Below are 26,610 nucleotides of genomic sequence, written 5' to 3' on the forward strand. Positions count from 1 at the left end.
GCTTTTGGTTCTATTAAAGTAAACGGAGTGATGGAGGGGATTATTGGAATCATTGTAATAACATGCATTCATCTATTTATATCAAAGTTAAGTTTATTAAATAAGTTAAACCCTTTTATTATCGGAAAACCGACTATTCTAATTAAACACGGGAAAATTATCTATCGAAATTTAAAGGAAAGTAGATATCCTTTACCTGAGCTGTTGTCTAATTTAAGAACATCAGGATATCCGGATATTCACGATATTGAATATGCGATTTTGGAAGCAACAGGTGAAATTAGCATTTTTCCAAGAAAAGAATTAGTTCCTATTACTCCAAAAGATTTACATATGAAAGTGGAATACCGCGGATTACCCATAGCCGTTGTCATTGAAGGGAAAGTGCAAAAGCGTAATTTAAAATTAATCAACAAAAATGAAAAGTGGTTAAAGGAAGAACTAAAGGCAAAGGGATATCTTCAAATCAAAGAAATTTTTTATGCTGCTGTTAGAGATACTGATCATTCATTAACCATTAACAAAATGGATGTTAACGACTTTTATTAAGACGATTCCCTTCCCTATATTTTAATTCTTAGCTAGGTAAATATGGATTTTTAATGGTACAAACAACCAAAATCTTACCTTGTCATAAGATACCATCAAGTTCTAGTATTTTTGAGGAAGGAGCTGAGAAACCAAATGTGTAATCATACCCCTTTTCATACTTCAGTTTATATGCCCTATGGGGATTTAAAAAATGAAACTTTGCGTGCTGTAATACCTTTTGTAAACTATGGTTTACAAGAAGCAGCATTTACATCCTATCATCACGCAATTACGGAAGTGGCAGCCATTACTTATTTACTTGGAAAAGGATTTGATCCACGAACTGCTTATAAAACGGTTGAATCATGGGAAGTAAATGAAACATTTTATTGAGAACATGTAGGTTCGACCATTACTGACTATCAAACATTACCAGCATATTCAAACATTTGCATGTCGATATTAGCTTTGGAAGCGAGATTCATTTTCCCTTCCAAATACTCGATCGAGGAAGTGTTTGTTATTGAATAACTGGATGAATCTGTTCAATATAGGAAGAAGACTAAACCTATTCAATATGTTTAACAGAAGAAGAAACAACAGGGGGATTTTAGGGGCTCTCTGATTGGTTTAGGAGTTAGCGCAGCTGCTGTTTTTGGATTAAGAAGAAATGGGAACAGGAATATACTGAACCCTATCCAAAACTTTACCAATAACGTTCGAAAAAATGGTCAAATGAAAAGAATGGCTACAGCTGTAACAGAGTTTTCAAAAGAATTAGTACCTAGTAAAAATCAAATCAAAAATAAATAAATTCCCTTTAAAAAAAGGGCTTTCTCATAGGGATTAGATGCCTTGAGAAAGCCCTATTCATTTATTAAACCTTACGTAGTTTAAGACACTTTTGACTTGTCATGTCCCAGTTAACAAGTTATTTATCGCATTAGAATATCTGCTATTATTTTAGGATAGGTAGTCCTGTAAGGAAGGCTGACTTATGGAGGGAGTGGAGTTCCCTTCTAGCCATTTATCAGGCAGATAAGTGCGATACAAGGTATTAATCGATTATCAACAAGGTTATTAAACATAGCCTTTCTATAGGAAGCTTATAATCCTTATTCAAATAAACCAATTTGGAAAAAGCAATGGTTTATAGAAAATAAAAAAAGGACTTTGCATCTCGCAAAATCCTTAATATATCTAGTTCTATAAAACCGTGTTTTTGATTTGAATATTATCATATTGTATCTATAAAAGAATGGATGATTTATTCTTCTGATAAAGATGATTGAGTTTGGAGCTGCGATTGTGCTTGACTAATTAATGTTTGTATTTGTGCCACTTCACTTGATGCTTGTTTTAATGCTTCTGAAGCAAGAGTGGTGTTAGCAGCAGATTGTTCAATTGCAGAAGTTATCATATCTTTTACAATAGAAGAAGCCGCTTCTGCTTGCTTCAATTTATTTGTATCGATTTGATTAGCCATTGTTAATTTCCTCCTATTTGTTTTAGTACAAAACATAGAATGCTTCAAAGAAATTTTTTATCCTCATTTCTTGGTATCATTTAACAGAACCTATTAACATAAGATATAATAACATCCTTCAGAGTCCTAATTCATTAAAGCACAGATTTTCCTGTACTGTATGGAAAACCGGCTTTTTCGAATTAGTATTAGGTAAAGTTACTCATCTTTGTTGTCGCCGTCACATATATCTTCCGCGTCTTCTATTGGATCCTCTGGATCTGGATCTTTGTCATTTTCATCATCTTTAAACATGTTATCATCTTCATCTACTCCGGGTACATTTTCAATATCTGCATTATCATTTTGATCATTATTACCATCGTTATCATAAATATCACCGTTTTCAATAACATTATTGTTATCCTCTGGTGGTGGGTCCTGATCATCATTGTTACAACCCACTATTAACATGGTAGATAAAAATGTCCCTGCAAGAATTAGAAACCATTTTTTGTTCATGGTTGTTCTCCCTTCATGATCTATGTAAATTTAAACACAGTTAGTATCGTTCCCGATAAATGTAAAATTAAGATTGTATTTGGAAATTTTTAAATATCGTTTACTACAGTAAATTTTTAGAAAATAAGCTAAAGTAAACAAGTTCAAAATAAATACTCGCTAATTCTCACCTTATTAATTAACCACTGATTTTTCAATGACAATTAATTTACACTCCTTTTACTTAGTGGCTCCTCTATCTTTTTTGATATTCATTTAGGAGTTAATAACACCTCAAGCCGTTTCTACTGACAAACTAAACTTTGGACGCTTGAACTATCAAAGTGAGCATAATATAACACATAACCCCATAATCATTTTTGTTCACTCTTTTTTCCCCTATTACTTTATATTGAAAATTTAATGGCAAGCTGTTCTTAAATTCTATTTCTTCTTCAGATTCAAATATGATATCTTCAATGACTTTATTTTCAATTTCAAGTTCTTTTCCGTTGGAATCCAATATGATTATTCTTAATCCCATTAAATTTGCCTCCTGTTTACGGAACACAACAATACTAATGAAGTTTTTTTGAAATACTAAGTAAAAATTTATTAATGGTTGAAAGTATTCTAAAATTTTGAGGGAAAATTCGTTCTAATTTGATAAAAAATAGAATTTTATACAGAAATAATGTTACTGTTTTCACTAACTTTAAGTTGTGTGTCCTTCCTCTTTATTTACAACTCTCAGTCAACTTCTAAAATCTTCTGCTTGTACATAAATTTATAGTAAACAGACGATAAAAGGTGATTTATATTCTTGAGAAAATGGCTGCAATTATTATAGGAAGTTTACTAATAGGGGTAGGAATAAACGGTTTTTTAGTCCCTTATCATTTGTTAGACGGCGGAGTTACAGGCATTGCCCTCATCCTACATTATTATTTTGGCTTTCCAACAGGAATAGGTATGTTTCTTTTAAGCCTCCCTTTATTTATATTTGCATGGTTCTATAAACGAACATTTTTTTATAATAACTTTCTAGGTTTAATTATCGTATCAATATTTATTGATTGGTTAGAACCTTTACGAACACAATTTTTATTTTCTATCTTTACTAGTGTGTTATTAGGGGGAGCGTTAATTGGAATAGGGGTAGGAGTCATGCTTCTAAATAACGTAAGTTCTGGAGGAACAGATATGTTAGCCCAATTCATATCGGCAGCTTCCTCCTTAAATATAGGAGTTATTATTTTCTTAATTGATGGTCTAATTGTAGTAGCAGGGTTTAATGTTCTAGGATTAAAAGCATTTCTTTTTTCTTCCTTAATAATTTGTATTATAGGAATGATTACTTCCTTGATTGTCAAAAGTCATAAAATTACTGAGGACTAATAAAAATTACATAGACGATTAAAAGCAAAAATGATACAGAATAAAGTGGAACTGACTCTATTCTATATCATTTTTGCTTTTTTCCTAATTTTTTACGTACCTTCGCAAGTCAAATCACCTAAAAAATAAAACTAATCCTACAAAAGAATAATTATCTCTCTTTTGCGACTATATCTTAAAAACTTTGCACAACTTGTATACATTCTCTGGACAAACCGAACTAGAATTCATAAAAAAAGTTTAGTTTGTTCTTCTAAGACTTCAGGATAGCATCTGGGACAATAATATTTACGTCGGTCAGTACGAAGCCAATCATTTGGTAACAGTGATAGTTAATTTATCCAAAAATAGTTTTCACAAGAGGTGCAATTTCCCTATTCATAGCAAAAACAACTCCCTTTATGATTTTAACTTTCTAAATATTCAAATCCATACTATGCTCCTTTAATGATTAAGGTCTAGACTACCTATATAAAGGATAGAGTTTTTTGATTTTTAACGGAAATTGATAAGACTTACTTGTTTAATTTTTTTAGTGGTTGTTTTTTCATAATTATTCTGTTAATAAACTGAATTATCATATTCTTTTATTCCTCTCATATAATTTACCGATACTACCTAACAATCAACAAAAGCTGTACAAGCAACTGGGGTTACTAACCAATGGACCAGTGCAAGAACTAAAGGTGTCAAAATTGTCTATCAATACCCTTTTAAACATTCTAGTAAGCTTTGGGATGTCACAGCACCATTAGTTTTGTAACATTAAGTTGTAAAATCAGTATCAAAGATATTGGAGTTGATCGCCATTACCCGCATTTTCAAACCATAGTTCTTCGCAACCCATTTTCTTGATTTAAAAATATTTATGGACTTTTAAAAAAGCTCATCATTTCACTACATACTTCGGTAAGTAAAGAAGTTAAAAAGAATTAGCTTTAATTTTGTAATTCCGCACAAAAAACTATAATAATCTATTTATCGAAACTTTATTTTAAAAATAGGGACTATTATGATTTATGATCTGTTTTGGCTATAGGTCAAGTTAGTGAGAAAGGACATTATCCATTTGGTGAGGGCCCTTTTCCTTGTTTAAATAAAGCAGCAAGTCATTTGGTAAATTTTTAATACAAAAGGTGAAGTTTCTGTATGTTCAAAGACAAAGAAAATAATTGGACTTTTTAGATGTGACTGTGGATTTCATTATTCAAAGAACGAGAAAGATAGTGAAAATATACAAAAAAATTGGAAGGATTAAACAATTTGGTGATTTGTGGATTATAACTGCTAATAATTTAATTCATAATGAGAAAAGGAGTTATAGATCAGTTGCCAGGCAATTAGATGTGGATACCAAAACAGTAAAAAAATATGCAAATTCGTCTATGAATGAAAAAAAGAACATGGTTCTTCTAATGACGTTATTTTTCAGAATAAGAAATCTGAGTGGCTTTATCTAATTAAGGAGAATCCTGGGAAAATGTAACAGAAATAAGAACAATGAAGCCTGCGTTGTACGCCGTCATCTATCGTAACGACAAAACAATGGCTTAAAGAGAATTCACCCAAAGAGAAAAGATAAAGGAATTTTTTTTGTAACATAATTTTTTATTCTAAACAACTATTTGTTGAATGATCTGCATTTTTCAACGAAAGGATGAGCTTCTAACCGTTAAAAGTAAACGTATTCAGCTTGTGGTGCATATACTGGATTGGTCCTTTATATAGGGTAGTAAATAAGATATCTAATCCTTTATTCTTCAGAACATAAACTTTAAATTTAGGGGGAGATTAGTATTGCAAACTGCACAGCAAACAATGGTTAGTATTCCATTCCCATCATTATGGGGTATCCATGCTGCTATAGCTGGTAAACCAATCGTTTGGGGCGTACTCAACATTAACTCTATTACAGATAACAGGGTAATTGGTACGGTTAATTTTCGTGGTACACCTATTCCAATTACTGGATCTTGGGATGAAAACACCAAACAAATAAGATTTGATACACCTTATGCCACATTTTCTGGAAACTTAGCGATATTTGATGAACCCCAAATTAGAATTCGACATTTTATTTTAAATGGGAGGCTTATTATGAAACCTCCTTCTTTACAAGCAGGCGAATACGGAACATGGATTGCTACAACCGATAGAGCTCTTACCGGATATCCCGTAATTAGTGGTATCTTTCCCCCTGTTGGAGTCTTTTTAACATCGAATATACTTAGTCGGCTACAGCAGAATAATGTAAGATCTTGGGTTTAAATGGAAGAAATGTAAAACGAACCTCCCTCTATAAATATTGATATATCAACGGTTTGACCCGTTGGTGGGGTGTCAAAAAAATATTTTTAATTAGTTGGCGTGGATTTTCGTAGTGTGAAAAGCTTCCGATTTCGGCTAATAAATCGACAATCGTTGTTTCTCCAAGCCCTGGAACCGTTGATAGCCATTCGTATTCTACAGATGTTTTTACAAGCTCAACTAAGTGTTGAGTAATACTTTCAATATCCTTCTCTAATTGGTGGTAACGGCGGACGAGTGTGGCGATTTCAATACGGGCCATCTCACGTCCCTCTGTTACTCCGATAGAGTTAGCTGCGACTTTGAACCGTCCGTCTTTTGAGAATGATTTTTGGAGCACTCGCCCTCGATCATCAACAAAACAAGCGTAATGTGTGCGCTTGGCAATGTCGACTCCCACAACAAGTGTTATTTCGGTGACTTGATTTATTTTCTGGTTTTGTTTAAAATCCATTATGGAGTCCTCCTTGGTTAACAAATTAGGGGTCATTTCGCCACGATTTGACACCCCGCATCATACCAAGAGGGCTCTTTTTGTTCAAGTCCCCGAAAATTCTTCTAACAGGAATGCTCCTTTTTTGTTTTTCGATACATCTCCAACATTAAATATACTGTGACAAAATAAACTAATTACAAAATTAGTTGAGGTGTCTCATGAGAAAAGGTCAATCTACAAAATTCCTCGTATTCCAAACGTATACTTGCTACATAGTTTGTACATGTTAAGGGAAAAACTAAGGAGGAATTTTAGTTGGAGTGGATTTTTTTTCTATACCTGTTAAATACGTTCTTTATCTTATTCATAGCAATTTGGGAAGTTCGTCGGCCAGCCAAAGCTTTGAATTGGATAGTAATCGTCCTTGTTTTGCCTGTCATTGGTTTCTTACTATATCTTAGCATATCAAATCCCAAGCTTATTCATCGAAAAAGATTGACCTCTTCTCATAATGAATCTGATAAGTTACCTGATACATATAGTGATTCAGCATCGATAATCGCCGATGCTTTAAGGTATTTTACTGTAGGCGGGATTCGAGTCGGCAAAGTCCAAGTACTAAACAATGGAATAGCAAAATATGAACAACTTATCGAATCCCTACAAAAAGCCCAAAAAACCATTGATCTGGAATATTTCATCTATCGGAACGACCAAATTGGTAATCGCATCACAGAACTGCTGATCGAAAAAGCAGTAAATGGAGTGCGGGTTCGTTTTATTAGAGATGGTTGGGGGAGTAAAAAATTTCCTCGTCAAAAAATTCTTCAGATGGTGGAAGCAGGGATAGAATGTCGGACAATATTTCCTTTAAGCTTTCCCTGGATTTTGTCCAATTGGAATTATCGGGATCATTGTAAGATTGTCACCATTGACAGAAAGGAATCCTTTACTGGCGGTATGAACGTTGGGTATGAATATACAGGATTAAAGCAAGACGTAGGATTTTGGAGGGACACTCATTTGCAAATTATAGGGGAAGCAACAGGCGACTTGCAGACTATCTTCGACGTTCATTGGAATATCGCTGTACCAGAACGGATAAAGTCAAAAACAAAATCTGAGGCAACGAAAAAGCCCACTAAAATCCCAAAATATAAATCAAAGGAAATCAATCCAACCGGCAGCATAGATCTTTCAAGATGGTCTGCCGAATTAGGATCTGAGTTATGGCCTATAGAAGGTAAAACAGACAATACCCGAACAAAGACAGGAGAATTGCAAAAAGCGTACATCCATACGTTGGAAGGAAACCCTGGAATTCCTACCCCAGTTATTCGTCAAGCTTACTTTATATGTATAACACAGGCGACCAAGACTATTGATATAACAACACCCTACTTTGTACCAGAAACAGATATTATCATGGCATTAAAGACAGCTGTGGCTCGTGGTGTGCACGTAAGATTGCTGGTTCCTCGCCACATTGATCAAAAAAGCGTGGGCTTTGCAAGTCGTACCTATTACGGGGAACTTATAGAAGCTGGGGTCCAAATCTACCAGTACAATAAAGGAATGTTACATGCGAAACTGATGATCATTGATGAGGAAATTGCAGAAGTAGGCGCAGCAAACTATGATATGAGAAGTTTTCGCCTGAATTATGAAGTGTGTCAAGTCGTGTACAGTGCTGATGTGGCAAGGGAACTCACAGAGCAGTTCGAGAGGGATCTTACTGATTCTGTACCATTAAGAATTGAAGACTTGTTGCAACGATCCCTGACCGAGCGCATTGTTGAACAGGGTGCTCGACTGCTTTCTCCGTTATTATAAGTTGATGTATCCTGTTTTTATTGTTCTATCTTAAATCTAGATTTAAATAATTTTTGTTTTTAATATATTTCTGACTTATTTGAAAAAAGTCGAAAACCCGTGTTATAAGAACTTCCAACATGGGTTTTTTTCTTATTTACGATGAAATTCATTACTAAAAAACGGGTAATACTAAAAAGGCAGCTCAAAGAGTTTGAATTCAAAAATATCTGTTACCTTTTAATTTAAATATAGGGGTGATATCAATAAATAATATATTTGAAAATCTTAAGGAAATACGTTTATTAGAAGATAAGCTCTATCATTTAGAATTAAATGGTTGGCTAAAAAATGAGTTTTTAACTTGGGAATGGTGGATTCTAGTCGTTTTTTAATTGTGCCTTGGGTTATATGGGCTAAACTTGTAAAACGAGACATTATTTTAGAAATTTTGTTATTTGGTACCATAATTATCTTGACAACAACCTTATTAGATGTAGTTGGTGCACAATATAGTTTTTGGGATTACCCCATTGCATTCCTACCTATTATTCCTCGGGCCTTTCCTTTTGATTTTTCAATGGTTCCTGTAGCTTACATGTTGTTATATCAATATTTTAGAACATGGAAATCTTTTATTTTAGCCCAGATCATTATGGCACTAACATATGCCTTTATAGGTGAACCCTTTTGCGAGTGGGTCAAACTTGTTAATTATTTAGAGTGGAGATACAGATATTCGTTCATATATTACATCATTGTTGGGATTGTAACTCGAGCTTTAATATTAAAACTAGCCTATTTATCTAAACCTCAAGATCTTACAACTAAGTAAAATTTAAATTGGAGGAAAAAACTTTGGAAGAAGTTAATATTGGTTTACTGACGATCAAAGTCATCGTTGGCTTTGCCACTTTATTTTTTATCATTATCATAACAGGCAGAACATCCATCTATCAGTTAACCCCGTTTCACTTAGTTTTTGTGTTAGTACTTGGAGATTTTTTAGGAAATACCATTTATGAAGATAAGGTAGGGATTTTCCATTTTTTATATGCCATCGGATTGTGGACGTTTCTTATGTTGGGAATAGAGTTTATGACTCTAAAAAATAAATCGATACGTTCTCTCTTATTAGGCAATCCTAACATAATCATTCGAGATGGTGTTATGGACAGAAAGTTACTTACAAAGAACAAATTGGATGTAAATCAAGTATTGAGTATACTCCGTCAAAATAATGTCTTTTCAGTTCGCGAAGTCAAATACGGTATATTGGAAGCTAATGGGCAATTAAGTTTATTATTAAAATCCAAGTATCAAAAACCAGAAAAGCAAGATCTCAATCTTCCAGAAAGTCCAGTAGACCTCCCAACATCGTTAATTATAGATGGGGAAATTTTATGGGATAATTTACATGAACTTGGATTTGATAAACAGTGGTTAGATAACCAATTAACTACCAATGGATATGATAATGTAAAGCGTATACTTTACGCAGATTGGCGAGAAAGTGAAGGCATACATGTAAGTCCTAATAAAAATTTATTAGGATAGGAGCATATCAATTTTCTTGATGAATATAATGTGGATTTAAAAAAAGATGAACCAGAAAATCCGTTTTATGAATTTATCTGATAGGGTGTTTGTTACTCTTTGGTTTTCCACAATCGGGCGCGTTGCGTCTTATTCGTGTATCGGGCCATATATTGTAGAGTAATTATATTACGTAGTAGACTAAAAATTGTGAAGTATGCGAGTAAGCTTTTTAGTGTGATTTTTAATTTAATAAAGAAAGCGCCATTGGACGCTTTAAATAAAGTTCAATTTTGGTGAATGCTTCATGCTTAGACCATAATATGCGTTTCCTAATATACAAAACCATCCTAGAAAGGATGGTTAGGGAAAATGGACAAAAATTTTTATAAGATACGTTTAAGTTTATGCATATCCTGTGTAAAGTGTGTTAAGTCTATTCCAATTTTATCCTGCTGCTGGAGCCGTCGTTGTAGCTGTTCTGGCTCCTAATTCCTGATCTAACAATAAAAGGGCAGAAGGGTTACCTTCAGCAAGTCTAAGTCTATCAATAATTGTTTTTGCTTGTGCTTCCTCATCGATTTGCTCTCTTAAAAAATCTTGTATAATTACAGCAGCCTGTGGGTCTGTTTGATTGCGTAGTTATAGGCTTGACGATAAGAATTTGTAACAAATTGTTCATGAGCTAATACTTTTTGAAAAGTCTCTAGCGGTGTACCAAAGTCGCTAGGCTGAGCAGGGAGACTGCTCAGTTGGACAGTACCATCCCGATCCACAACAAAATCAATTAAGGTAAGCATGTGTGTTCTTTCCTCTTCTGATTGCAATCTTAACCAGTGAGCCATACCTGTTAAGTTCAATCTCCCCAAATATGCAGACATGGCAAGATATAAAGTCGTTGATACATGTTCAATTTGAATTAGATTATTAAATAACCTTTGAAGTTCCTCATTCATGTCCTCTACACTCCTAACTCCAAGATGTTTTATCCTTAATGTTTCGTCATTATATATTAGAAAATTCCCAGGATAAATGACTCAGCAAATTAAAGAAATAATGGGTATGTACCTATTCATGCTATTTAATATTGCATATCATTCTATAAGGTAAGAATTAGGTGATTTAATTACCCGATTTGTAAAATGTGAGAGGATGGAGAAAAATGTACTGTTTTCCTTATAACAATCCGTATCAATATCCTTATTATGTAAATGTACCAATGAATAACTATGCAAGACAGTCTGATTACTGGGATTATCCAGCCGAGAAATATGCAAACAGATTTAATACATTTAGATTACCTAATAGTAATGGAAATACTTTGTTAACAGATTATGGACCCAAACCATTTGTTATTAACATTAATGAGGCAACTAAACAAAACAATACATTTCGTACCGCTTTATGGACAGGAACACATTTACAAGTTACATTGATGAGTCTTAAAGCTGGCGAAGATATTGGTTTGGAAATACATCCTAACGTTGATCAATTCTTACGCGTTGAACAAGGCCAAGGAATTGTTCGAATGGGTAGCAGGAAAGATAACCTTAATTTCGAAAGAAGAATCGCTGATGATTCTGCGATAATGATACCCGCTGGAACATGGCATAATGTAATTAATACAGGTAATAGCCAACTAAAACTTTATTCCATATATGCACCACCGCAACATCCACGTGGAACCGTTCATGTAACAAAAGCAAACGCAATAGCCGCGGAAGAAGGCAGCAATCAGGGCAATGGAAAACTAATATCTGGTAGGACTCCAGACGAATGGGTGCAGTACACAGAATTTTTGGTAAATGAAGGATTAGAGGATGTTAAAAAGGGGAATAAACGCCTTACACATTCTTCAAGAATTTATTCTAATGGGCGTACTTGTAGGGAAAGGATATTCTCCCGAAAGAGCCTATGAAACAGTAGAAGAATGGGAACGTACAGGAGAATCTAAACTTCTTCAACAAAGCAAAAATATGTAGAAATAGAGGTAAAAGCATATAGTTAAGGGAAGATGCTTATTGAACCAAACGGGTGCGTTGCTAAATATTAATTTTTAAAGTACTTTTAAATATTTCGATCTTCCGCAATCGGGCGCTTTAATGGAATAAAATGAAGACAACATATTAGTCATGTGTAATATGTACTCTTCTTTGTTTTTTAAGGATTTTTTAATTTAGGTCTTGATAAGTCAGGAAGTGCCAGACAATATCCCTAATGACTTGTTTGGGGAAGAAATAATTTGTTCTACTCCAGGTATTTTTAAAGAACTTTTCAATTTACTTCTAGAAAATGATAAATAGAAGAAACACTATAGAGTCCACCCCTTATTCAACTAACGGGTAGCAAGAGTTGAACAAAGCGGTCTTTAAATCAGATCGTCTTTTTATTTGCCTCAATATGTTTGGAATATTATGTTATATTGAGTTGTAGAGATATTTAAGTAACGAAGCAGTTTGGTTAAATGTTTATCCTTTAAAGGAACGGAGGTTTTGAACAAAAATATGAGATATTTAAAAGGTTTGTACTTTGTTATGGTGTTAATGGTCTTAGTTAATGGGACAAGTGAATATATTTTTAAAGGTGAGTATTCAGCTATAGCGAGCTGGGTTATAGTCCTTTTATTCTTATTTGGTACTGTATTTTATGTTAATGCAAGACATTATCTTTCCAAGAAATAATTTGCTTGGTTCTCAAGATGAGATATAACCCTTGTTCTTCAACTACCGGGTGCAATTGTTCATCAAGAACAGTCGCTTTTTTACTAACAGAGCAGGATTGTTTTATAAAAAATTCAGAAAAAGAATCACAAGAGTGAGATTTTGGAGGAAGTTGGTATTGAAGTAAAAGACGAATTAAGATATGTTCACTGCTCATCATTTATAGCGGATGATGGATGTAAGGTTATTGATATTGTTTTTCTTTGTGAACATAGAAATGGAGAACCTTTTAGAAATCGCCCCCTTGAAGTGGCAAATATTTACTATATGAGTACAGATGAAGTGATCAACCATCCTAAAACTCCAGCATAGACCAAGGAAAGTATCAAACGAGCAGAAACATTGCTTCATAAATTTTAATCCCGATTCTGTTCATCTAGGATTTGATAAAGTCGAATAATCTTTTTTAAATTATATAGGTAACTTTTCATAAAGAAGGAAATGTCCTTTAGTGTTGAAGCTATTGAATTAGCGGAGCAGTTTGGTGGAAGAGTGAATCTTTTATTTTTTTAATTCGTACAAAAGTTAGTAAAGAAGTAAAATTTGGAGGTACAAATACATGGAATATTATCTTATAATCCTTTCTTTTATCATAATCATTTATTTGTTTGTTAAGTTGGATAAATTAGATGGTCGAATGAAAAGTATGCAATATACCTTAGACCAATTCACTAAACATTTAGGACTCCCTGATAACCCAATAAATGATGAACTACGGGAGCTAATAAAGGCTGGCGAAGACGTAAAAGCGGTAAAAAAGGCAAGAGAAACTTTAGGACTTTCACTATTAGTAAAAATGGGTCCTTTTAAAAGTAAAATATATATTAATGAAATCAGAAAGATTCGCAGTATAAAAAATCCAAATAAATCGTCTAATCTATCCGCTCATAAGTTGGAGATTCTTATCGGTAAATATGATGTGATAAAAATATCCCCAAATAATAGAAGTAAACTTATACAATCATTGTTAGCTATAAACCCTGATATACAAATAGATGTGACTTCTATTGTGTCTGATAAATAATAAGAGGGTATTACCATTTTAGCAAATAATATTGAAAACTAAAAAAGGGTGAATACATGGAAAATCTTTCAATAGCTGTGCTATTTTTAATAATAACCATAACCTCCATATTGAAAAATAAAAAAGTTTTGTCAGTTTTGTCAAAAATCCAAATAATAGGTGTGGGTATTTCTTATACGGTTACTATAATCTTCGCATTTATTTGTATATACTACGGTGGAAATTGGATGGCATTGTATGCACCAAATGTAATGCTAAAATATATCATACAGTTTATCGTAGTTCTAATAACACTATATCTCTTTGTAAGTTTGTTAAATATAACATTACATAAAATTACGAATGGAGTTCTCCCTCGAAAGTGAAGAATAAACAGTAAAGATTAATAACTTATCATTTTCATAACTAAATGGGATGTGAATTCATAAATGAACGGTAATAAGAAAACACCACAACCACCATATTATGCGGTCATATTTACTTCAGAAAGAACAGATGGTGAGAATGGATATGGAAAATGGCAGAAACAATGGAAGAGTTGGCTGCGAAGCAACCAGGATTTTTGGGAATTGAAAGCGCAAGAGATAACGAGTTAGGTATTACGGTTTCATATTGGCAATCTTTAGATGACATAAAGAATTGGAAAGAACATTCTATACATAAAGTAGCTCAAGAAAAAGGTAGAAAAGAATGGTATAAAAATTATAAAGTTCGAGTTTGTAAGGTTGAAAGAGATTATTCGTTTGAAATGTAATTCGTATTGAAAAGTCTTAATTTTCAAAAATAATTTTATTTCAGTTAACCATGGAGCAATCCTTTAATTGGTTGCTCTTAATAGGAAGGAGAATGAAGGTTGAATGTGATTAACGAAATATTAAATGACTATTTTAAGGTGTGGAATGCAGGGTTTATTAGTAAAAACGCTGATGGGATTAGAAGTTATATGTCTAAAGATTTTGTTGGATATTGGGCTCATTCAAAGATAGAACAACCAGACCCGTACTATTATGACTATGACTTAACTAGTGTTTTGCAACATATGGATCATGCAGAGAAAAGTTTTGAAGCTGTTTCTATCACCTCGCGCAATAATGGAAACGAATATTTGGTTTTAGGAAGAGAAACCAACACGATTAACGGTGATCCATATACTGCTCAATGCATGTTTGTATGGAGGAAAGAGGGGCATGAGTGGAAACTATTAAGAGAATATATCGAACTTGAAAGATAAAAAAAGATAGATGTTACAGGTGTCATTCCTGACCATCTACCCTTTGATATAAAAATCTTTATCCCTTATTAACCACCAGTTCTTTAATCCGTGCCTTTTTCTCCCAAGGGCGGCTTTTCCAACGCTTGAGAGCTAGAATTCCTCGAATCCATTCGTCCATTCCTTGGGCGATCCACACTCCGAGTAGGCCTAATGCTAAATGAATGCCAAAGATATAACTAAAGAGTACGGCGACTCCCCACATGAAGATGATTCCGGTCACCATTGGAAAGCGGACATCTCCTGCTGATTTTAATGAGTTCATTAAGACAATATTCATTGCTCTTCCTGGTTCAATAAAGACAATTGCCCAAAGAACTGGGATTCCGACGGCTAGAATCATTGGATCGTCGGTAAAGATTCCTAAAATCTGAGAGCCCACTAAGGCAATCACCAAGGAAACGATAAATGAGATGATAATCGAAATTTTTAATGTCTTTAATCCACGTTGCAGGGCTTTGTCATACTCTTTTGCACCGATATATCTTGATACTAAAATCTGTGTTCCCATGCCAATCGCCATCGTAAATAAAAAGCAAAGCATGGAAATATTGACGATGTATACTCGTGCTGTTAAAGCAGCAGCTCCAAGTGAAGCAACAATCCCAGTGATAAGTAACTGTGAAAATTGATAAGATAAGTTCTCTCCAGCAGACGGCAAACCGATGCGAAGGAGACCAAGAAAGTCAGGACGGTCAATTTTTACGATATCACGTATGTGAAACGAAATGGATAATCGTTTATAGACTAAATAGAGTAGTATTAGTACAGCGATCACTCGAGCGGCAACGATTGCCCACGATACACCAACGACGCCTGTAATCGGGAGTCCGAATAGACCTGAAAGGGCAAGAATATTCCCACCGATACTAATGATATTCATGAAGATGGTCACGACCATTGATTCTTTCGTATATCCATAGCTTCTTAGCACAGCACTCAGTGCTAGAGCAAGAGATTCAAAGAATAAGGATAGACCACAAATTTGGATAAAAATAAGGCCGTAATCATAGATTTTTCCTTGTACATCAAAAAGCTGTAAAAAATACTCGCCAAATAGAAAGACAATTAGGGCCATAATAAGTCCAAACCAGAAGTTCATGCCAAAAGCGGAACGAGCCATTTGTTTCGCTTCCGCAAATTTCTCTGCGCCAAGCTTTTGTCCAATTAAGATCGTTGCCCCAATCGATGTAACGTTAAAGACTAAAATGAAGATATTCAGGAGCTGGTTAGCGACGCCGACACCTGCAACAGCGTCATCTGAATAATGCCCAAGCATGAAGGTCGCGATAATTCCCATACTCATATGCAAGGCAATTTCGATAAAAAGCGGCCATGTAATTTGAAACAATGTCTGTTCTTTATATTTATTGGTTTCTTCCACGATTTTTTGTTCTCCTTTTGAACTTCTGAAACTGAAATACTCATCTATTTTAATCCTATTTTCAGAAAAGTAAAGGAGAAAATTTGAAAAAACGGAATCTACGTTTTGATACGAGATTCCGTTCAAATCATTAATATAATTTTGTCCGTAAAAGAGAAGCTGCTTGACGAGGAGAATCAGCCTTCATAATTTCAGACACAATGGCCACACCAGCGATCGGCAGGTCTTTTAATCGATCTAAATTATTGAGCTTAATTCCTCCAATTGCCACAACCGGAATGGAAACGGATTGAATGATTTTTTCCAGTTCTCCTTCTGGTAAAACCTTCGCATTATCCTTTGAGGCAGTTGGAAATACAGCCCCAACCCCAATATAATCTGCGCCATCTTTTTCAGCAGCAATCGCTTCTTCAACTGTACCTGCTGACACGCCAACTCGAACAGTAGAAGGGACGATACGTTTAATATGTGCAAGAGGAAGATCCTCTTGTCCAACGTGAATCCCATCAGCTTCAGCAGCTAAGGCAATATCAACCCGATCGTTAATATAAAGAGGGACCCCATAGCGTGAAGTTAATTTTTTGAGCTGAACCGCTTTTTCGAAAAATAGCTTGCCAGAATTCGTTTTCTCCCGAAGTTGGACGGCGGTCACACCGCCTTTAATCGCTTCTTCGACGATGGCTAAAAGTTCGGGAAGGGGGATTGATTCTTCCGTGACTAAATATAATTTCAGGGAGTCCTTCATACGAAACGTACACCTTCTTCCCATTTGTCTCCGTCCATTAAGAAAATTTGGTCTAATAATTTGATTCGGTATGTACCGATCCCTTCATGAGGTTGTAGATTCTTTTTTGCTAATTCACCAGCAACGCTCATGGTTGACATCCCTGCCACTGAAGCAGTAAACCAATCTTCGGTTACGCCTGCAAATGCGGCAATGAGGGAGGCAGTCGTACAACCAGTTCCAGTAATTCTTGTAAGTAAAAGATCCCCATTGTCAATGCCAATGACTTCGGTCCCATTTGAGACATAATCGACTTTTCCGCTAATAACGGTAATCGCATCGAGTTTACGTGCAGCCTCTATCGTTAATTCTCTACCGGAAATAGACACTTCCCCAGCGTCGACTCCACGTGTTTGTACGTTCCCACCAATGAGAGCGAATACTTCTGATGCGTTTCCGCGCACAATGGAAATCTTCACTTTTTCTAAAAAATCTTTCGCACGTTCATTACGAAATGGAGTAGCTCCGACCCCAACTGGATCGAACACAACAGGGATGCCTTTTTGATTCGCTGCTTGACCAGCAATGATCATCGCTTCGTACATCGCATCATCGATCGTTCCAAAATTGATCACCAATGCTTGAGCAAGACGAGCCATATCCGCCACTTCTTCAATGCTGGTCGCCATAACAGGGGAACCACCAATGGCAAGCGTAACATTTGCGCAATCATTTATCGTAACCGTATTTGTTAAATGGTGGACAAGAGGGTGTGCTTCTTTAATCTGTGTAAATAATTCTTTAATCGCTTCTTTCATTTGTTTTTTCACCATCCGTTTTAAAGTAGATTTGCTTTTTTGTAAAGCTCGTAAAAGTGATGAGTTGGTCCGTGTCCGTTGCCTAATTCAAGACTGTGTTGAATGGCAATCGTAATATACTCCTTCGCCAACTTCACCGCATCAATCATCGAATGATCTTTTGCTAAATTCGCAGCAATCGCTGAAGAGAGAGTGCAACCGGTACCATGGGTATTTTTCGTTTCAATTCTTTCACCATGGAGCCAATGAAAATATTCTCCGTCAAAAAATAGATCATTCGGATTTCCATTTAAATGGCCACCTTTAAGTAATACCTGGTTTGCCCCAAGTTCTATTAAACTTTTACATGCAGTGAGCATATCGTCTTCTGTGTCTATTTTTCTATCAACAAGAACTTCCGCCTCGGGAATATTTGGCGTGATGAGCGTCGCTAATGGAAGCATGAATTCCTTTAACGATTGAATGGCTTCCTTTTGTAAAAGGTAGTGTCCTCCTTTTGAGACCATGACTGGATCTAAGACAATATGCTTCGGTTGATATTTAATTAAAGATTTAGCTACCGTTTCAACTGTTGCTGGAGACGATAGCATTCCGATTTTAACGGCATCGACGGGAATATCATCAAAAACTGCCTCAATTTGATCACGGATGATTACGTTGTCAATATTTTGGACGGAACGAACTTCCATAGTATTTTGAGCAGTTACAGCGGTAATAACAGACATTCCGAATACGCCATTTGCAGAAAAAGCTTTTAAATCTGCTTGAATTCCAGCACCACCTCCAGAATCAGAGCCTGCGATTGTTAGAGCTGTTTTCATGAATCATTCCTCCAATTGCGTTATTACGTACCAATATTTTAAGCAGTCCATATCCCATTAACGCTCCTGTAATGGAGCTTATTGCAAAGGCAGGGACAAGACCGAAAAGAGTCGCTTCCTGACCTAAGAAGAGAACGGCAATAGGGTAAGTTGCCATCGCCCCAATAATCCCTGTACCCATTACTTCCCCGAAGGCAGCAAATGATATTTTTTTCGATTTTTGATAGAGGAAGGCTGCGAGCAATGCGCCAATCATACTTCCTGGAAAAGCAAAGATACTTCCGGTACCAAGCATGTTGCGTAGGGAAGAAGAGATAAATGCTTGTAAAATGGCGTACCATGGTCCAAGTAGGACAGCTGATAGGACATTAGCAAAATGCTGAACAGGGAAAATTTTCGCAAAGCCAACAGGGATGTATATCATGCTGCTAGAAATTGTTGTAATTGCGGCAATTAATGCCGTCAACGTCATCTTATTTGTTTTCGTCATCCGGTTTCATCCTCTCTATTCTGAAACGATGTTTGTAAAAGCATGGCTCGGATCAACCTTTTCTTTTAATACGCCCGTCTCATAAAGCCAATTAGCAACTTCTTGCCAAACATCATCCTCCTGATAACCAAATGGAACTGTCCCATCATCCATTAATGGGAGAAGGATATTTAAGCTTTCTGTTTCTACCTCGCGATCAAGGGGGAAGCTTTCATTTTCATTGTTAAATAATACTTCCAATCCTTCAGAAGGATTATGTTGTACGTCCTCTTGTCCTTTTGCGAGAGCTTTCCAAAATTTCGAAAATGCATCTTCTTTCTTTTCTAATGTACTTTCACCAGTGACAAGAATAAGCTCATAATTTTCAGGAACCCCATATTCAGTTAACGGAAACATATCTACGTCATAGCCTTCCTTTTCTAGGAGAACAAGTTCATGATTTACATATGCTCCTACTAGTGCATCAACGTTTTTGGTCGCTAATGAAGGCATGAGGTCCCAACCAACATCGGTTAATTTCACTTCGCTTGCGTCTCCACCGTCATGTTCAACCATTGTTTTTAAAATAGCTTCACTAACAGAAGAAGAAGGATAACCTACATTTTTACCGACTAAATCCTTCGGTGATTGTATGTTACTATCTTTTAAATACATAATTCCATCTAATGAATGGCGTACAAAGGCAGCAATGGAGACGACTGGAATATCTTCAGCTCTCGACATTAATAATTGGGTTTGATAGCTTATGGCCAAATCCACTTTCCCTGTTGCAGCAAGTTTAAGGGGATCGTTTGTGTCAGCAGGCATTTCCACTTTTACCTTTAAACCTTCGTCTGCAAAATAGCCTTTTTCCTCGGCCATGTAGATTGCAGAGTGAACTGCATTTGGATACCAATCTAGCATAATGCTGATTTCTTCAAGACCGCCGTCAGACTGAGAGTTTGAGCATCCAACTAAGGACATTAAAACGATAAAACTAGCTATGATATATTTTTTCATTGAGTTTCAACTCCAAATTAATTAGTATTTTTCCAACGTAGTGCTCTTTTTTCTACAAGTGAGGTAAGGGAAAATAGGATGATTCCAACAATCGTTAGAATGACAATTGCCGCAAACACACCGTTTGCGTTTAAGTCTCCAGACATCCGTCGACTATAATAGCCAAGCCCTTCGCTTGCACCAAGCCATTCCCCAATGGTTGCTCCAACTAGGGAGTAAACAATGGCAATTTTCAATCCTGAGAAAAAGGCGGGAAGAGCCATTGGAATATTTAATTTCATAAAAATCTGCCGTTTTGTGGCACCCATTGAACGTAACATTTCAATATAGTCTTTATCGCTTGATTTTAAGCCGTCGTATGTGGCAACGACAATAGGGAAGAAAGACATGAGAACAGTCACGGCCACTTTACTCCATATGCTGTACCCAAACCACAACACAAAAATAGGGGAGAGGGCGATAATGGGGATCATTTGTGAAATCACAACAGCAGGGTAAAGCATTTTTTCAATCGTTTTTGAGAAAAACATACTCATCGCAAGACCGACCCCGCTAGTCACAGCAATGAGAAATCCAATCGAAAACTCAACCATCGTCGCCCCTAAATGTTCAAATAATAAGGGTCTCCATTGCTCAACAATATGTGTAACGACATTTGTTGGAGCTGGGATAATAAATGCTGGTACGAGTTTAGAACGAACCAAATATTCTACCAATACCATCACAGAAATGAGAAAGATAATAAATAAACTGTATTGTTTTTTAAATTTTTTCATGTTAAATCTTTTTCTCCAATTCTTTTCGTAACTCCACTAAGGGTTGTGAATGCACGATCTCTTGATGGCGCGGTCTTGGAAAGGGTACGGTGATCTCTTCGAGTGTTTTATCCTCTTTTAATAAAATGATTCGATCAGATAGATAGCAAGCTTCCTCTAAATCATGCGTAATAAAGACGATCGTCTTATCAAGTTCCTGCCAAATAGACAGAAGCCATGCTTGCATTTCTTTCTTTGTTATAGAATCGAGTGCACCAAAAGGTTCGTCTAAGAGGAGTAGCTCTTTTCCTGTTAACATAGCTCGTAAGAATGCAACACGCTGCCTCATACCACCGGAAAGTTGATGGGGATATGCTTGTTCATAATCTTTTAAGCCAACTTTTTTTATCCATGAACGAGCATCCTCTTTTGACAGTTTTAAATCCTTTTGAATTTCGGTTCCGATCATAATGTTATCGATGATCGTTCGCCACGGTAACAAAAGATCTTTTTGTGGCATATATCCGACTTCACCAAGAGAAATAGGTTGTTTGTCAATCGTAATTTTTCCACCTGTTGGATTCAATAGACCGGTAATCAGTTTTAAAATGGTGCTTTTTCCAGTACCGCTCTTCCCGATTAACGAGACAAATTCACCTTGTTGGACGGTGAAGCTCAGTTCTGAAATGACTGGTGTTTTTTCTTTTGGAAATATGTAAGAAACATTTTCAAGTAAAAGTGTCATTATTTTATCCTCGTTTAGATGGGCCAATCCTGTTCAAAATAGTTCATGTCCCAGAATAGATATTCGTATTTCGAAGTGATTTGAAAGTGCTCTTCTAGAACAGCAAGTTCTCGTTCCGGCAGACCTTCTGCTAGCTCATCCATCAACCCGATCAACCATTTTGCCCCTTCGCCAAAGGTTTGAGAATCATATGTATCAATCCATTTTGCGTATGGATTCGTTGAGAGGGTATCTCTGTATTGTTTACGTAATCGTTTTCCGATTTCCCAGTAATCCCATGCACACGGTAATAAGCAAGATACAACCTCTGCTAACGTACCATTCTGTGCAACATTTAGCATATAGCGAGTGTAGGCGAGATTGATTGGAGTAGGTTTCGTCTCTTCTAGTTCTTGGCGACTAATCCCAAATTCTGCTGCATACTGACGATGAAGTTCCATTTCAAAATGAAGTGTTTCATGTAAAATTTGCGCAAATTTATCCATTGTCTCCAGGTTTCGTGATTTTGTTACGGCGGCAGCAAAGAGCTTCGCATAGTCAATTAAATAAACATAATCTTGTTTCATGTAATGAACAAATTTTTTGCGAGGGAGTGTACCATTTCCTAATTGTTGTACAAAAGGATGTTGATGATTTTCTTCCCAAATCGGTTGCACGTTTTTATACAGCCGTTCTGAAAATTTTTCATTTTTGATCGTTTTCACTTTCGTTTCCTCCTCTGTTAGGGTAATTTAATGAAACTCGAATACAAATAAAAACCGCCTTCCTGATATAGGAAAGCGGTAAGGGCATGAAAACATATACCAATACCTACTTCCCTACGCTAGTACGAACTAGATCAGGTTCAAAGGGTACGTCTCAGCCAAAAGGCGCCCCTAGTAGAAAATGAAAATATTCGGTTTAAATCCTTTAAGAAAGAACGATTTTGCTAAATTTATATACAAAAAGCCTCCACAAAAGTGGAGGCTGAGTCTCTAAGTGTACAACCATATCCACTTCCCTACGTCAGTTCTAACTGAATCAGGTTCAAAGGGTTTAGAACTTTAGTTCAATCTCAGTCTTTCGATATGAAAGGACTCCCCTAGTGCTAATATAAAAGTTTATAATCATAGTATCATGGTTTAATATGGCATTCAAGTATAAAAGTTAGTGGGGAGGAAGGATGTATGTCAAAAGGATTAATCCATCACCTTGAAATTTATGTTTCCAATTTAGAAGATTCAAAGAAATTTTGGGGCTGGTTACTTGAGGAGATAGGGTATAAGCCATTTCAAAAATGGAAGAATGGTCAAAGTTGGAAACTAGGAGATACGTATCTAGTATTCGTACAAACAGAGGAAAGATTTTTAGATATCCCTTATCATAGATCTCGAGTAGGGTTAAATCATTTAGCTTTTCATGTAGAATCACGTCAGCAAGTGGATGATTTGACGATGAAGCTAAGAGCTAGAAGCGTGAACATACTCTATCAAAACAAGCATCCATATGCAGGCGGGCCCAATCATTATGCAGTTTATTTTGAGGACCCTGATAGAATTAAAGTTGAATTAGTAGCACCATTGTAATAAAGTTGAGTTAGTTATAGTTGAAAGTGGTGAAGAGATGGGTAATGATTCTCCAATTTCCTTCTCTGCCCATAAAAAATGGCTGTCAATCCCGAAGGAAATGCGTTCGAAACTTGAAAGAAATGTATTTTGTGCTACTTGCTTAGATGTTGTGCAGATTATCAATTATACTGTGAAGGAAATTGATGAACAGGTCGTATTACATGGTGATTGTAAAAAATGTGGGGATCCTGTTGCGAGAGTAATTGATTAGGCTGGATTTTTCTTTCTGACAAAAAAACGTTTTATACATGATTAACGAACGGGGTTTAAATATGGCGCCAAAAACGAAAATGGTTTTTGGCGCCTCATTTTTTTATGATCGCTGTTTTCGTATAGGTTGTGGTTTTTCGTAAAAACCCAGAAGCCGGTTTTTACCCATATGTCACTGTTATTGCTATACATTAAATGTGCGACGGCACTTTTCGCTTCCTCTCTTTTTAGTCCTTACGAGGAGATATAGGCATTTTATGAACTTATTATTTTCCAAAAACAGCAATGTTTGCGAAAAGAGCCTTTATGATACTTAAATGGTTTCAAGTACTTTTTTTAAAGCGACATCAACTTCAACATAATCATAACCTAAATCTTTTGCCACTGCTTCATACGTAATTGCGCCAGCCGCAACATTGACACCAGCCTTTAAAGCGTGATTTTCAGCTACAGCTTTATGAACGCCTTTTTCTGCAATTTGTAGTGCATAAGGAACTGTTACGTTTGTTAATCCAATTGTAGATGTTCTTGGAACAGCGCCAGGCATGTTGGCAACAGCATAATGAACAACGCCATGCTTCAAATATGTTGGCTGATCATGGGTAGTAATGTGGTCAACCGTTTCAAAAATACCACCTTGGTCAATCGCAACATCCACGACAACAGAGCCAGGTTTCATTGATTCGATCATTTCTTCTGTCACTAATTTTGGTGCTTTCGCTCCTGGAATCAACACAGCCCCAATCACTAAATCAGATTCACGAACAGCTTGAGCGATATTAAGTGGATTGGACATTAATGTTTGAATATCGTTTCCAAATTGGTCATCAAGTTGACGAAGGCGCTCTGAGCTTAAGTCAATAATCGTAACATCTGCTCCTAAACCAATCGCAAGCTTTGCTGCATTGGTCCCAACAACACCGCCACCTATGATCGTTACTTTTCCACGCTTCACTCCTGGAATTCCGGACAATAGAATTCCTTGTCCGCCATTGGATTTTTGTAAAAATTGCGCTCCGATTTGTGCGGACATACGCCCAGCTACTTCACTCATTGGTGTTAGTAATGGTAATGTGCGATTTACTTCTACGGTTTCATAAGCAATGGCGGTAACACCTTTGGTTACCAACGCCATTGCAAGTTCAGGCTCTGCAGCTAAGTGCAAATATGTGAAAAGAACCAAACCTGGACGGAAAAAGTCATACTCGGATGGAAGAGGTTCTTTCACTTTCATGACCATCTCAGCAGCCCAGCTTTCTGCAGGAGTTGAAACGATTTCTGCACCAGCTTCGATATAAGCTTTATCAGTGAAACCACTACCGACACCTGCTTCAGTTTCGAGTAACACACGATGTCCTGCTTTTGTAAGTGCGACAACACCAGCTGGCGTCATTGCTACACGGTTTTCGTTATTTTTAATTTCCTTTGGTACTCCGATAATCATTTCTATTTCCCCCTTATAAAGGTTGCTTATCTTGAAATCTACTTCAATTATAATTTTTTTGTAAATATTTTGACATTGTCGAGAAAATAAAAAAGGAAATGGCTCATTTGTGAAATTTCACAAACGCTCCTTTTCCTGAAGTTGCTCGAGCTTTAAATCAATAAATAAAGCGACTTTTTGAAAAGCATCACGTAAATTTACCTCTCCGATTTCAGCGATTCTTTTTAACCGATAGCTTAGAGTATTTAAATGTATGTGCAATGCTTTCGCTGCCTCATTCATATTACTATCAAAATTCAAATAGGTTTCCAATGTTTGAAAAAGTTGAGTATGATGCTCTAAATCATATTGTTTCAGCTTTTTCAACGAATGGTTTTCATATTTTTCCAACCGATTTTTTGCCAAAACGATATCTAAATAGCGATAAATTCCTAGTCGCTGATAACTTAATAGTCGTGCAGCTTCTTCAGGGAACCGTTTCTTACTTTGAAGAACAGTAAGGGCCTCCTGATAACTCCGTTCTACTTCTAAATAATCTTCAAAAATCGTTCCACATCCTCCAGCGATGGATTCAATATTGAATCTTTTCTTCATATGAGAAATAAATTCTTCGATGAATGTTGTTAAATGACGTTCGGAAATTTCATCTTTGTACGGACCCGTTAGTAATATAACTTCTCTTTCATCTATAACATGGAAAATAATTTTCAATTGTTGTGTCGTCAAGAGAAGATAGGAAATTTGTTGTTGATTTTCTTGTGTAATGGATTCATGAAATTGTAAGACAACGACAGAAAAGCGGGTGGGAGGCAAAATATGAAATTCTGCAAACTTGTCCCGAACTTCTTTTTTAGAGTGAATCGTGCCTGTCAGGAGTTGCCAAAAGAAATCTTTCATTCCTTCATCTGTTTCATTTTGCTGACCTTTTATTGGCAATAGCTGATTTTTCACCGCTTGTGCTGCCAGTTTAAATAGGGAGAAGTCCTCATCTGTAAATTTCTTTTCAACTTCTAATGCCCAAATATAGCCGAGTATATCATCGTTTTTATGAATGGCTATCGCAATTCGATCTCCGAGTCCCACTTCTTCGATATGGGGAATCCGTACAGGATCGTCGGTACGATTAATTTTCGGTAAAATATTATTTTTCCATAAGCTATTGATGACCTTTTCAGGGACTCTCCGCCCAATTATCGTCTGAATTCTCGCTTGGTCTGTTTCTTCACTATGCTTGCTATACGCAAGGAGGCGATGATTAGCATCTTCAATGGTAACTGGACACTGAAATACATCACTTATCCGGTCAACAAGGCTTTCCAACGTTTTATAACTGCCTTTAAACGGATTGTCATTTTTACGATATGAATCCATGTCACTCGTTCTCCTTATAAATCTGGAATATGTATAATCATATCTTACGTTTTAGGGCTTGTATATAAAGTGTCGAATTTTTCACTTATTGTATATGAGTTAAGAGAGGTAGATGGTTATAACAGGATGAAAGCTCCAGGTTAAGATCAAAAATCATTTTACGTCGAGTGAATCTTTATGGAATAACCATAAAATATATTTGCGTCCGCACTTCTGATTGATTAAGATTGTTTTAGTTTCCT

28 protein-coding genes, 3 pseudogenes and 2 riboswitches are annotated in these 26,610 nt (G+C 36.0%); of the genes and pseudogenes, 15 read left to right on the forward strand and 16 right to left on the reverse strand.

Going from position 1 to position 26,610, the window contains the following annotated elements:
* Nucleotides 1-549: DUF421 domain-containing protein (locus BMSHG_RS26705; RefSeq protein ID WP_019156651.1), on the forward strand; the 549-nt coding region annotated here is incomplete at its 5' end.
* A gap of 135 nt (nucleotides 550-684) precedes the next feature.
* Nucleotides 685-924 carry a hypothetical protein gene (locus BMSHG_RS22165; protein ID WP_019156652.1) on the forward strand — a complete coding sequence of 80 codons (240 nt, stop codon included), beginning with the start codon at nucleotides 685-687 and terminating at the stop codon, nucleotides 922-924.
* An 874-nt stretch (nucleotides 925-1,798) separates the two neighbouring features.
* Here the strand turns inward: BMSHG_RS22165 and BMSHG_RS22170 are convergent.
* The 3 genes from BMSHG_RS22170 to BMSHG_RS22180 all read right to left on the reverse strand — a co-directional run bounded on the left by BMSHG_RS22170 (nucleotide 1,799) and on the right by BMSHG_RS22180 (nucleotide 3,041).
* Nucleotides 1,799-2,017: a hypothetical protein gene (locus BMSHG_RS22170; RefSeq protein ID WP_019156653.1), complete on the reverse strand. Its 219-nt coding sequence runs from the start codon at nucleotides 2,015-2,017 to the stop codon at nucleotides 1,799-1,801.
* A gap of 198 nt (nucleotides 2,018-2,215) precedes the next feature.
* Entirely contained in the window at nucleotides 2,216-2,518 is a 303-nt protein-coding gene (locus BMSHG_RS22175; RefSeq protein WP_019156654.1) for a hypothetical protein, read from the reverse strand.
* 295 nt (nucleotides 2,519-2,813) lie between these two features.
* Nucleotides 2,814-3,041, reverse strand: coding sequence for a hypothetical protein (locus tag BMSHG_RS22180; protein ID WP_019156655.1), 228 nt, complete (start codon nucleotides 3,039-3,041; stop codon nucleotides 2,814-2,816).
* 287 nt (nucleotides 3,042-3,328) lie between these two features.
* Here BMSHG_RS22180 and BMSHG_RS22185 point away from each other — a divergent pair, with 287 nt between their 5' ends.
* From BMSHG_RS22185 to BMSHG_RS22195, 3 genes are all read left to right on the forward strand, one after another.
* The gene (locus tag BMSHG_RS22185) at nucleotides 3,329-3,895 is read left to right on the forward strand and encodes a YitT family protein (protein WP_019156656.1); all 567 of its coding nucleotides are present in this window, start codon (nucleotides 3,329-3,331) and stop codon (nucleotides 3,893-3,895) included.
* 1,226 nt (nucleotides 3,896-5,121) lie between these two features.
* Complete coding sequence (locus tag BMSHG_RS29505; RefSeq protein ID WP_187371862.1) at nucleotides 5,122-5,355, forward strand: TnsD family Tn7-like transposition protein; 234 nt, start codon at nucleotides 5,122-5,124, stop codon at nucleotides 5,353-5,355.
* 337 nt (nucleotides 5,356-5,692) lie between these two features.
* Complete coding sequence (locus BMSHG_RS22195; protein WP_019156658.1) at nucleotides 5,693-6,163, forward strand: hypothetical protein; 471 nt, start codon at nucleotides 5,693-5,695, stop codon at nucleotides 6,161-6,163.
* Nucleotides 6,164-6,233: 70 nt separating this feature from the next.
* Here the strand turns inward: BMSHG_RS22195 and BMSHG_RS29555 are convergent.
* A pseudogene (locus BMSHG_RS29555) lies at nucleotides 6,234-6,656 on the reverse strand (transposase); the annotation flags it as partial.
* A 297-nt stretch (nucleotides 6,657-6,953) separates the two neighbouring features.
* Between BMSHG_RS29555 and BMSHG_RS22205 the strand changes: the two are divergent.
* The 3 genes from BMSHG_RS22205 (at nucleotide 6,954) to BMSHG_RS22215 (ending at nucleotide 10,007) form a co-directional block, all read left to right on the forward strand.
* Nucleotides 6,954-8,471, forward strand: a complete 1,518-nt coding sequence (locus tag BMSHG_RS22205) for a phospholipase D-like domain-containing protein (RefSeq protein ID WP_019156660.1) — start codon at nucleotides 6,954-6,956, stop codon at nucleotides 8,469-8,471.
* A 349-nt stretch (nucleotides 8,472-8,820) separates the two neighbouring features.
* Nucleotides 8,821-9,285 carry a CBO0543 family protein gene (locus BMSHG_RS26710; protein WP_316245687.1) on the forward strand — a complete coding sequence of 155 codons (465 nt, stop codon included), beginning with the start codon at nucleotides 8,821-8,823 and terminating at the stop codon, nucleotides 9,283-9,285.
* Between the two features lie 23 nt (nucleotides 9,286-9,308).
* Entirely contained in the window at nucleotides 9,309-10,007 is a 699-nt protein-coding gene (locus tag BMSHG_RS22215; RefSeq protein WP_019156661.1) for a DUF421 domain-containing protein, read from the forward strand.
* Between the two features lie 426 nt (nucleotides 10,008-10,433).
* Here the strand turns inward: BMSHG_RS22215 and BMSHG_RS26715 are convergent.
* Nucleotides 10,434-10,942, reverse strand: a pseudogene (locus BMSHG_RS26715) (ferritin).
* A gap of 206 nt (nucleotides 10,943-11,148) precedes the next feature.
* Between BMSHG_RS26715 and BMSHG_RS26720 the strand changes: the two are divergent.
* The 5 genes and pseudogenes from BMSHG_RS26720 to BMSHG_RS22255 all read left to right on the forward strand — a co-directional run bounded on the left by BMSHG_RS26720 (nucleotide 11,149) and on the right by BMSHG_RS22255 (nucleotide 14,961).
* Entirely contained in the window at nucleotides 11,149-11,904 is a 756-nt protein-coding gene (locus BMSHG_RS26720; protein ID WP_083879416.1) for a cupin domain-containing protein, read from the forward strand.
* Between the two features lie 904 nt (nucleotides 11,905-12,808).
* Nucleotides 12,809-13,018, forward strand: coding sequence for an NUDIX hydrolase (locus BMSHG_RS26725; protein ID WP_019156664.1), 210 nt, complete (start codon nucleotides 12,809-12,811; stop codon nucleotides 13,016-13,018).
* A gap of 247 nt (nucleotides 13,019-13,265) precedes the next feature.
* Nucleotides 13,266-13,730: a PH domain-containing protein gene (locus tag BMSHG_RS27910; protein WP_019156665.1), complete on the forward strand. Its 465-nt coding sequence runs from the start codon at nucleotides 13,266-13,268 to the stop codon at nucleotides 13,728-13,730.
* 428 nt (nucleotides 13,731-14,158) lie between these two features.
* A pseudogene (locus tag BMSHG_RS26740) lies at nucleotides 14,159-14,484 on the forward strand (antibiotic biosynthesis monooxygenase family protein).
* Between the two features lie 105 nt (nucleotides 14,485-14,589).
* Nucleotides 14,590-14,961, forward strand: a complete 372-nt coding sequence (locus tag BMSHG_RS22255) for a nuclear transport factor 2 family protein (RefSeq protein ID WP_235776439.1) — start codon at nucleotides 14,590-14,592, stop codon at nucleotides 14,959-14,961.
* 58 nt (nucleotides 14,962-15,019) lie between these two features.
* Here the strand turns inward: BMSHG_RS22255 and BMSHG_RS22260 are convergent, their stop codons facing one another.
* From BMSHG_RS22260 to tenA, 9 genes are all read right to left on the reverse strand, one after another.
* On the reverse strand, nucleotides 15,020-16,387 hold the full coding sequence (locus tag BMSHG_RS22260) for an MATE family efflux transporter (RefSeq protein ID WP_026073585.1): 1,368 nt from the start codon (nucleotides 16,385-16,387) through the stop codon (nucleotides 15,020-15,022).
* 127 nt (nucleotides 16,388-16,514) lie between these two features.
* On the reverse strand, nucleotides 16,515-17,129 hold the full coding sequence (thiE, locus tag BMSHG_RS22265) for a thiamine phosphate synthase (protein ID WP_019156670.1): 615 nt from the start codon (nucleotides 17,127-17,129) through the stop codon (nucleotides 16,515-16,517).
* Nucleotides 17,126-17,926: a hydroxyethylthiazole kinase gene (gene thiM / locus BMSHG_RS22270; RefSeq protein ID WP_019156671.1), complete on the reverse strand. Its 801-nt coding sequence runs from the start codon at nucleotides 17,924-17,926 to the stop codon at nucleotides 17,126-17,128. Before thiM ends, thiE begins: the two co-directional genes overlap by 4 nt.
* A 20-nt stretch (nucleotides 17,927-17,946) precedes the next feature.
* The gene (thiD, locus tag BMSHG_RS22275) at nucleotides 17,947-18,747 is read right to left on the reverse strand and encodes a bifunctional hydroxymethylpyrimidine kinase/phosphomethylpyrimidine kinase (protein ID WP_019156672.1); all 801 of its coding nucleotides are present in this window, start codon (nucleotides 18,745-18,747) and stop codon (nucleotides 17,947-17,949) included.
* Nucleotides 18,716-19,237 (reverse strand): energy coupling factor transporter S component ThiW, encoded by a 522-nt coding sequence (gene thiW / locus BMSHG_RS22280; RefSeq protein ID WP_019156673.1) that lies wholly within the window; start codon nucleotides 19,235-19,237, stop codon nucleotides 18,716-18,718. Before thiW ends, thiD begins: the two co-directional genes overlap by 32 nt.
* A 15-nt stretch (nucleotides 19,238-19,252) precedes the next feature.
* A complete protein-coding gene (locus BMSHG_RS22285) occupies nucleotides 19,253-20,236 on the reverse strand; it encodes an ABC transporter substrate-binding protein (protein WP_019156674.1) in 984 nt (327 codons plus the stop codon).
* Nucleotides 20,237-20,253: 17 nt separating this feature from the next.
* A complete protein-coding gene (locus BMSHG_RS22290; RefSeq protein ID WP_019156675.1) occupies nucleotides 20,254-21,012 on the reverse strand; it encodes an ABC transporter permease in 759 nt (252 codons plus the stop codon).
* A 1-nt stretch (nucleotide 21,013) separates the two neighbouring features.
* Nucleotides 21,014-21,736: an ABC transporter ATP-binding protein gene (locus BMSHG_RS22295; RefSeq protein ID WP_019156676.1), complete on the reverse strand. Its 723-nt coding sequence runs from the start codon at nucleotides 21,734-21,736 to the stop codon at nucleotides 21,014-21,016.
* A gap of 14 nt (nucleotides 21,737-21,750) precedes the next feature.
* Nucleotides 21,751-22,440, reverse strand: a complete 690-nt coding sequence (gene tenA / locus BMSHG_RS22300; RefSeq protein WP_019156677.1) for a thiaminase II — start codon at nucleotides 22,438-22,440, stop codon at nucleotides 21,751-21,753.
* Nucleotides 22,441-22,534: 94 nt separating this feature from the next.
* Nucleotides 22,535-22,623, reverse strand: a riboswitch (TPP riboswitch).
* A gap of 93 nt (nucleotides 22,624-22,716) precedes the next feature.
* A riboswitch (TPP riboswitch) is annotated at nucleotides 22,717-22,829 on the reverse strand.
* 73 nt (nucleotides 22,830-22,902) lie between these two features.
* Here tenA and BMSHG_RS22305 point away from each other — a divergent pair.
* Complete coding sequence (locus BMSHG_RS22305; RefSeq protein WP_019156678.1) at nucleotides 22,903-23,301, forward strand: VOC family protein; 399 nt, start codon at nucleotides 22,903-22,905, stop codon at nucleotides 23,299-23,301.
* 37 nt (nucleotides 23,302-23,338) lie between these two features.
* A complete protein-coding gene (locus BMSHG_RS22310; RefSeq protein ID WP_019156679.1) occupies nucleotides 23,339-23,554 on the forward strand; it encodes a hypothetical protein in 216 nt (71 codons plus the stop codon).
* 312 nt (nucleotides 23,555-23,866) lie between these two features.
* On the opposite strand, the gene ald is transcribed toward BMSHG_RS22310, so the two are convergent.
* Nucleotides 23,867-24,997: an alanine dehydrogenase gene (ald, locus tag BMSHG_RS22315; protein WP_019156680.1), complete on the reverse strand. Its 1,131-nt coding sequence runs from the start codon at nucleotides 24,995-24,997 to the stop codon at nucleotides 23,867-23,869.
* A gap of 117 nt (nucleotides 24,998-25,114) precedes the next feature.
* Nucleotides 25,115-26,368 (reverse strand): PucR family transcriptional regulator, encoded by a 1,254-nt coding sequence (locus tag BMSHG_RS22320; RefSeq protein ID WP_019156681.1) that lies wholly within the window; start codon nucleotides 26,366-26,368, stop codon nucleotides 25,115-25,117.
* Nucleotides 26,369-26,610: the final 242 nt, after the last annotated feature.

The sequence above is a fragment of the Robertmurraya massiliosenegalensis JC6 genome (assembly GCF_000311725.1).
In the GTDB taxonomy this organism is placed as follows: Bacteria; Bacillota; Bacilli; order Bacillales; family Cytobacillaceae; genus Robertmurraya; species Robertmurraya massiliosenegalensis.

What these genes read in the sequence shown, in the direction of transcription:
- BMSHG_RS22310 (WP_019156679.1), top strand. Translation starts at nt 23,339, where the DNA reads ATGGGTAATGATTCTCCAATTTCCTTCTCTGCCCATAAAAAATGGCTG.
- BMSHG_RS22295 (WP_019156676.1), bottom strand. Translation starts at nt 21,736, where the DNA reads ATGACACTTTTACTTGAAAATGTTTCTTACATATTTCCAAAAGAAAAA.
- BMSHG_RS22290 (WP_019156675.1), bottom strand. Translation starts at nt 21,012, where the DNA reads ATGAAAAAATTTAAAAAACAATACAGTTTATTTATTATCTTTCTCATT.
- BMSHG_RS22305 (WP_019156678.1), top strand. Translation starts at nt 22,903, where the DNA reads ATGTCAAAAGGATTAATCCATCACCTTGAAATTTATGTTTCCAATTTA.
- BMSHG_RS22285 (WP_019156674.1), bottom strand. Translation starts at nt 20,236, where the DNA reads ATGAAAAAATATATCATAGCTAGTTTTATCGTTTTAATGTCCTTAGTT.
- BMSHG_RS26720 (WP_083879416.1), top strand. Translation starts at nt 11,149, where the DNA reads ATGTACTGTTTTCCTTATAACAATCCGTATCAATATCCTTATTATGTA.
- BMSHG_RS22170 (WP_019156653.1), bottom strand. Translation starts at nt 2,017, where the DNA reads ATGGCTAATCAAATCGATACAAATAAATTGAAGCAAGCAGAAGCGGCT.
- BMSHG_RS22185 (WP_019156656.1), top strand. Translation starts at nt 3,329, where the DNA reads ATGGCTGCAATTATTATAGGAAGTTTACTAATAGGGGTAGGAATAAAC.
- BMSHG_RS22165 (WP_019156652.1), top strand. Translation starts at nt 685, where the DNA reads ATGTGTAATCATACCCCTTTTCATACTTCAGTTTATATGCCCTATGGG.
- BMSHG_RS22180 (WP_019156655.1), bottom strand. Translation starts at nt 3,041, where the DNA reads ATGGGATTAAGAATAATCATATTGGATTCCAACGGAAAAGAACTTGAA.
- BMSHG_RS26710 (WP_316245687.1), top strand. Translation starts at nt 8,821, where the DNA reads ATGGTGGATTCTAGTCGTTTTTTAATTGTGCCTTGGGTTATATGGGCT.
- thiE (WP_019156670.1), bottom strand. Translation starts at nt 17,129, where the DNA reads ATGAAGGACTCCCTGAAATTATATTTAGTCACGGAAGAATCAATCCCC.
- BMSHG_RS22320 (WP_019156681.1), bottom strand. Translation starts at nt 26,368, where the DNA reads ATGGATTCATATCGTAAAAATGACAATCCGTTTAAAGGCAGTTATAAA.
- BMSHG_RS22175 (WP_019156654.1), bottom strand. Translation starts at nt 2,518, where the DNA reads ATGAACAAAAAATGGTTTCTAATTCTTGCAGGGACATTTTTATCTACC.
- ald (WP_019156680.1), bottom strand. Translation starts at nt 24,997, where the DNA reads ATGATTATCGGAGTACCAAAGGAAATTAAAAATAACGAAAACCGTGTA.
- BMSHG_RS27910 (WP_019156665.1), top strand. Translation starts at nt 13,266, where the DNA reads ATGGAATATTATCTTATAATCCTTTCTTTTATCATAATCATTTATTTG.
- thiW (WP_019156673.1), bottom strand. Translation starts at nt 19,237, where the DNA reads ATGACGAAAACAAATAAGATGACGTTGACGGCATTAATTGCCGCAATT.
- thiM (WP_019156671.1), bottom strand. Translation starts at nt 17,926, where the DNA reads ATGAAAGAAGCGATTAAAGAATTATTTACACAGATTAAAGAAGCACAC.
- thiD (WP_019156672.1), bottom strand. Translation starts at nt 18,747, where the DNA reads ATGAAAACAGCTCTAACAATCGCAGGCTCTGATTCTGGAGGTGGTGCT.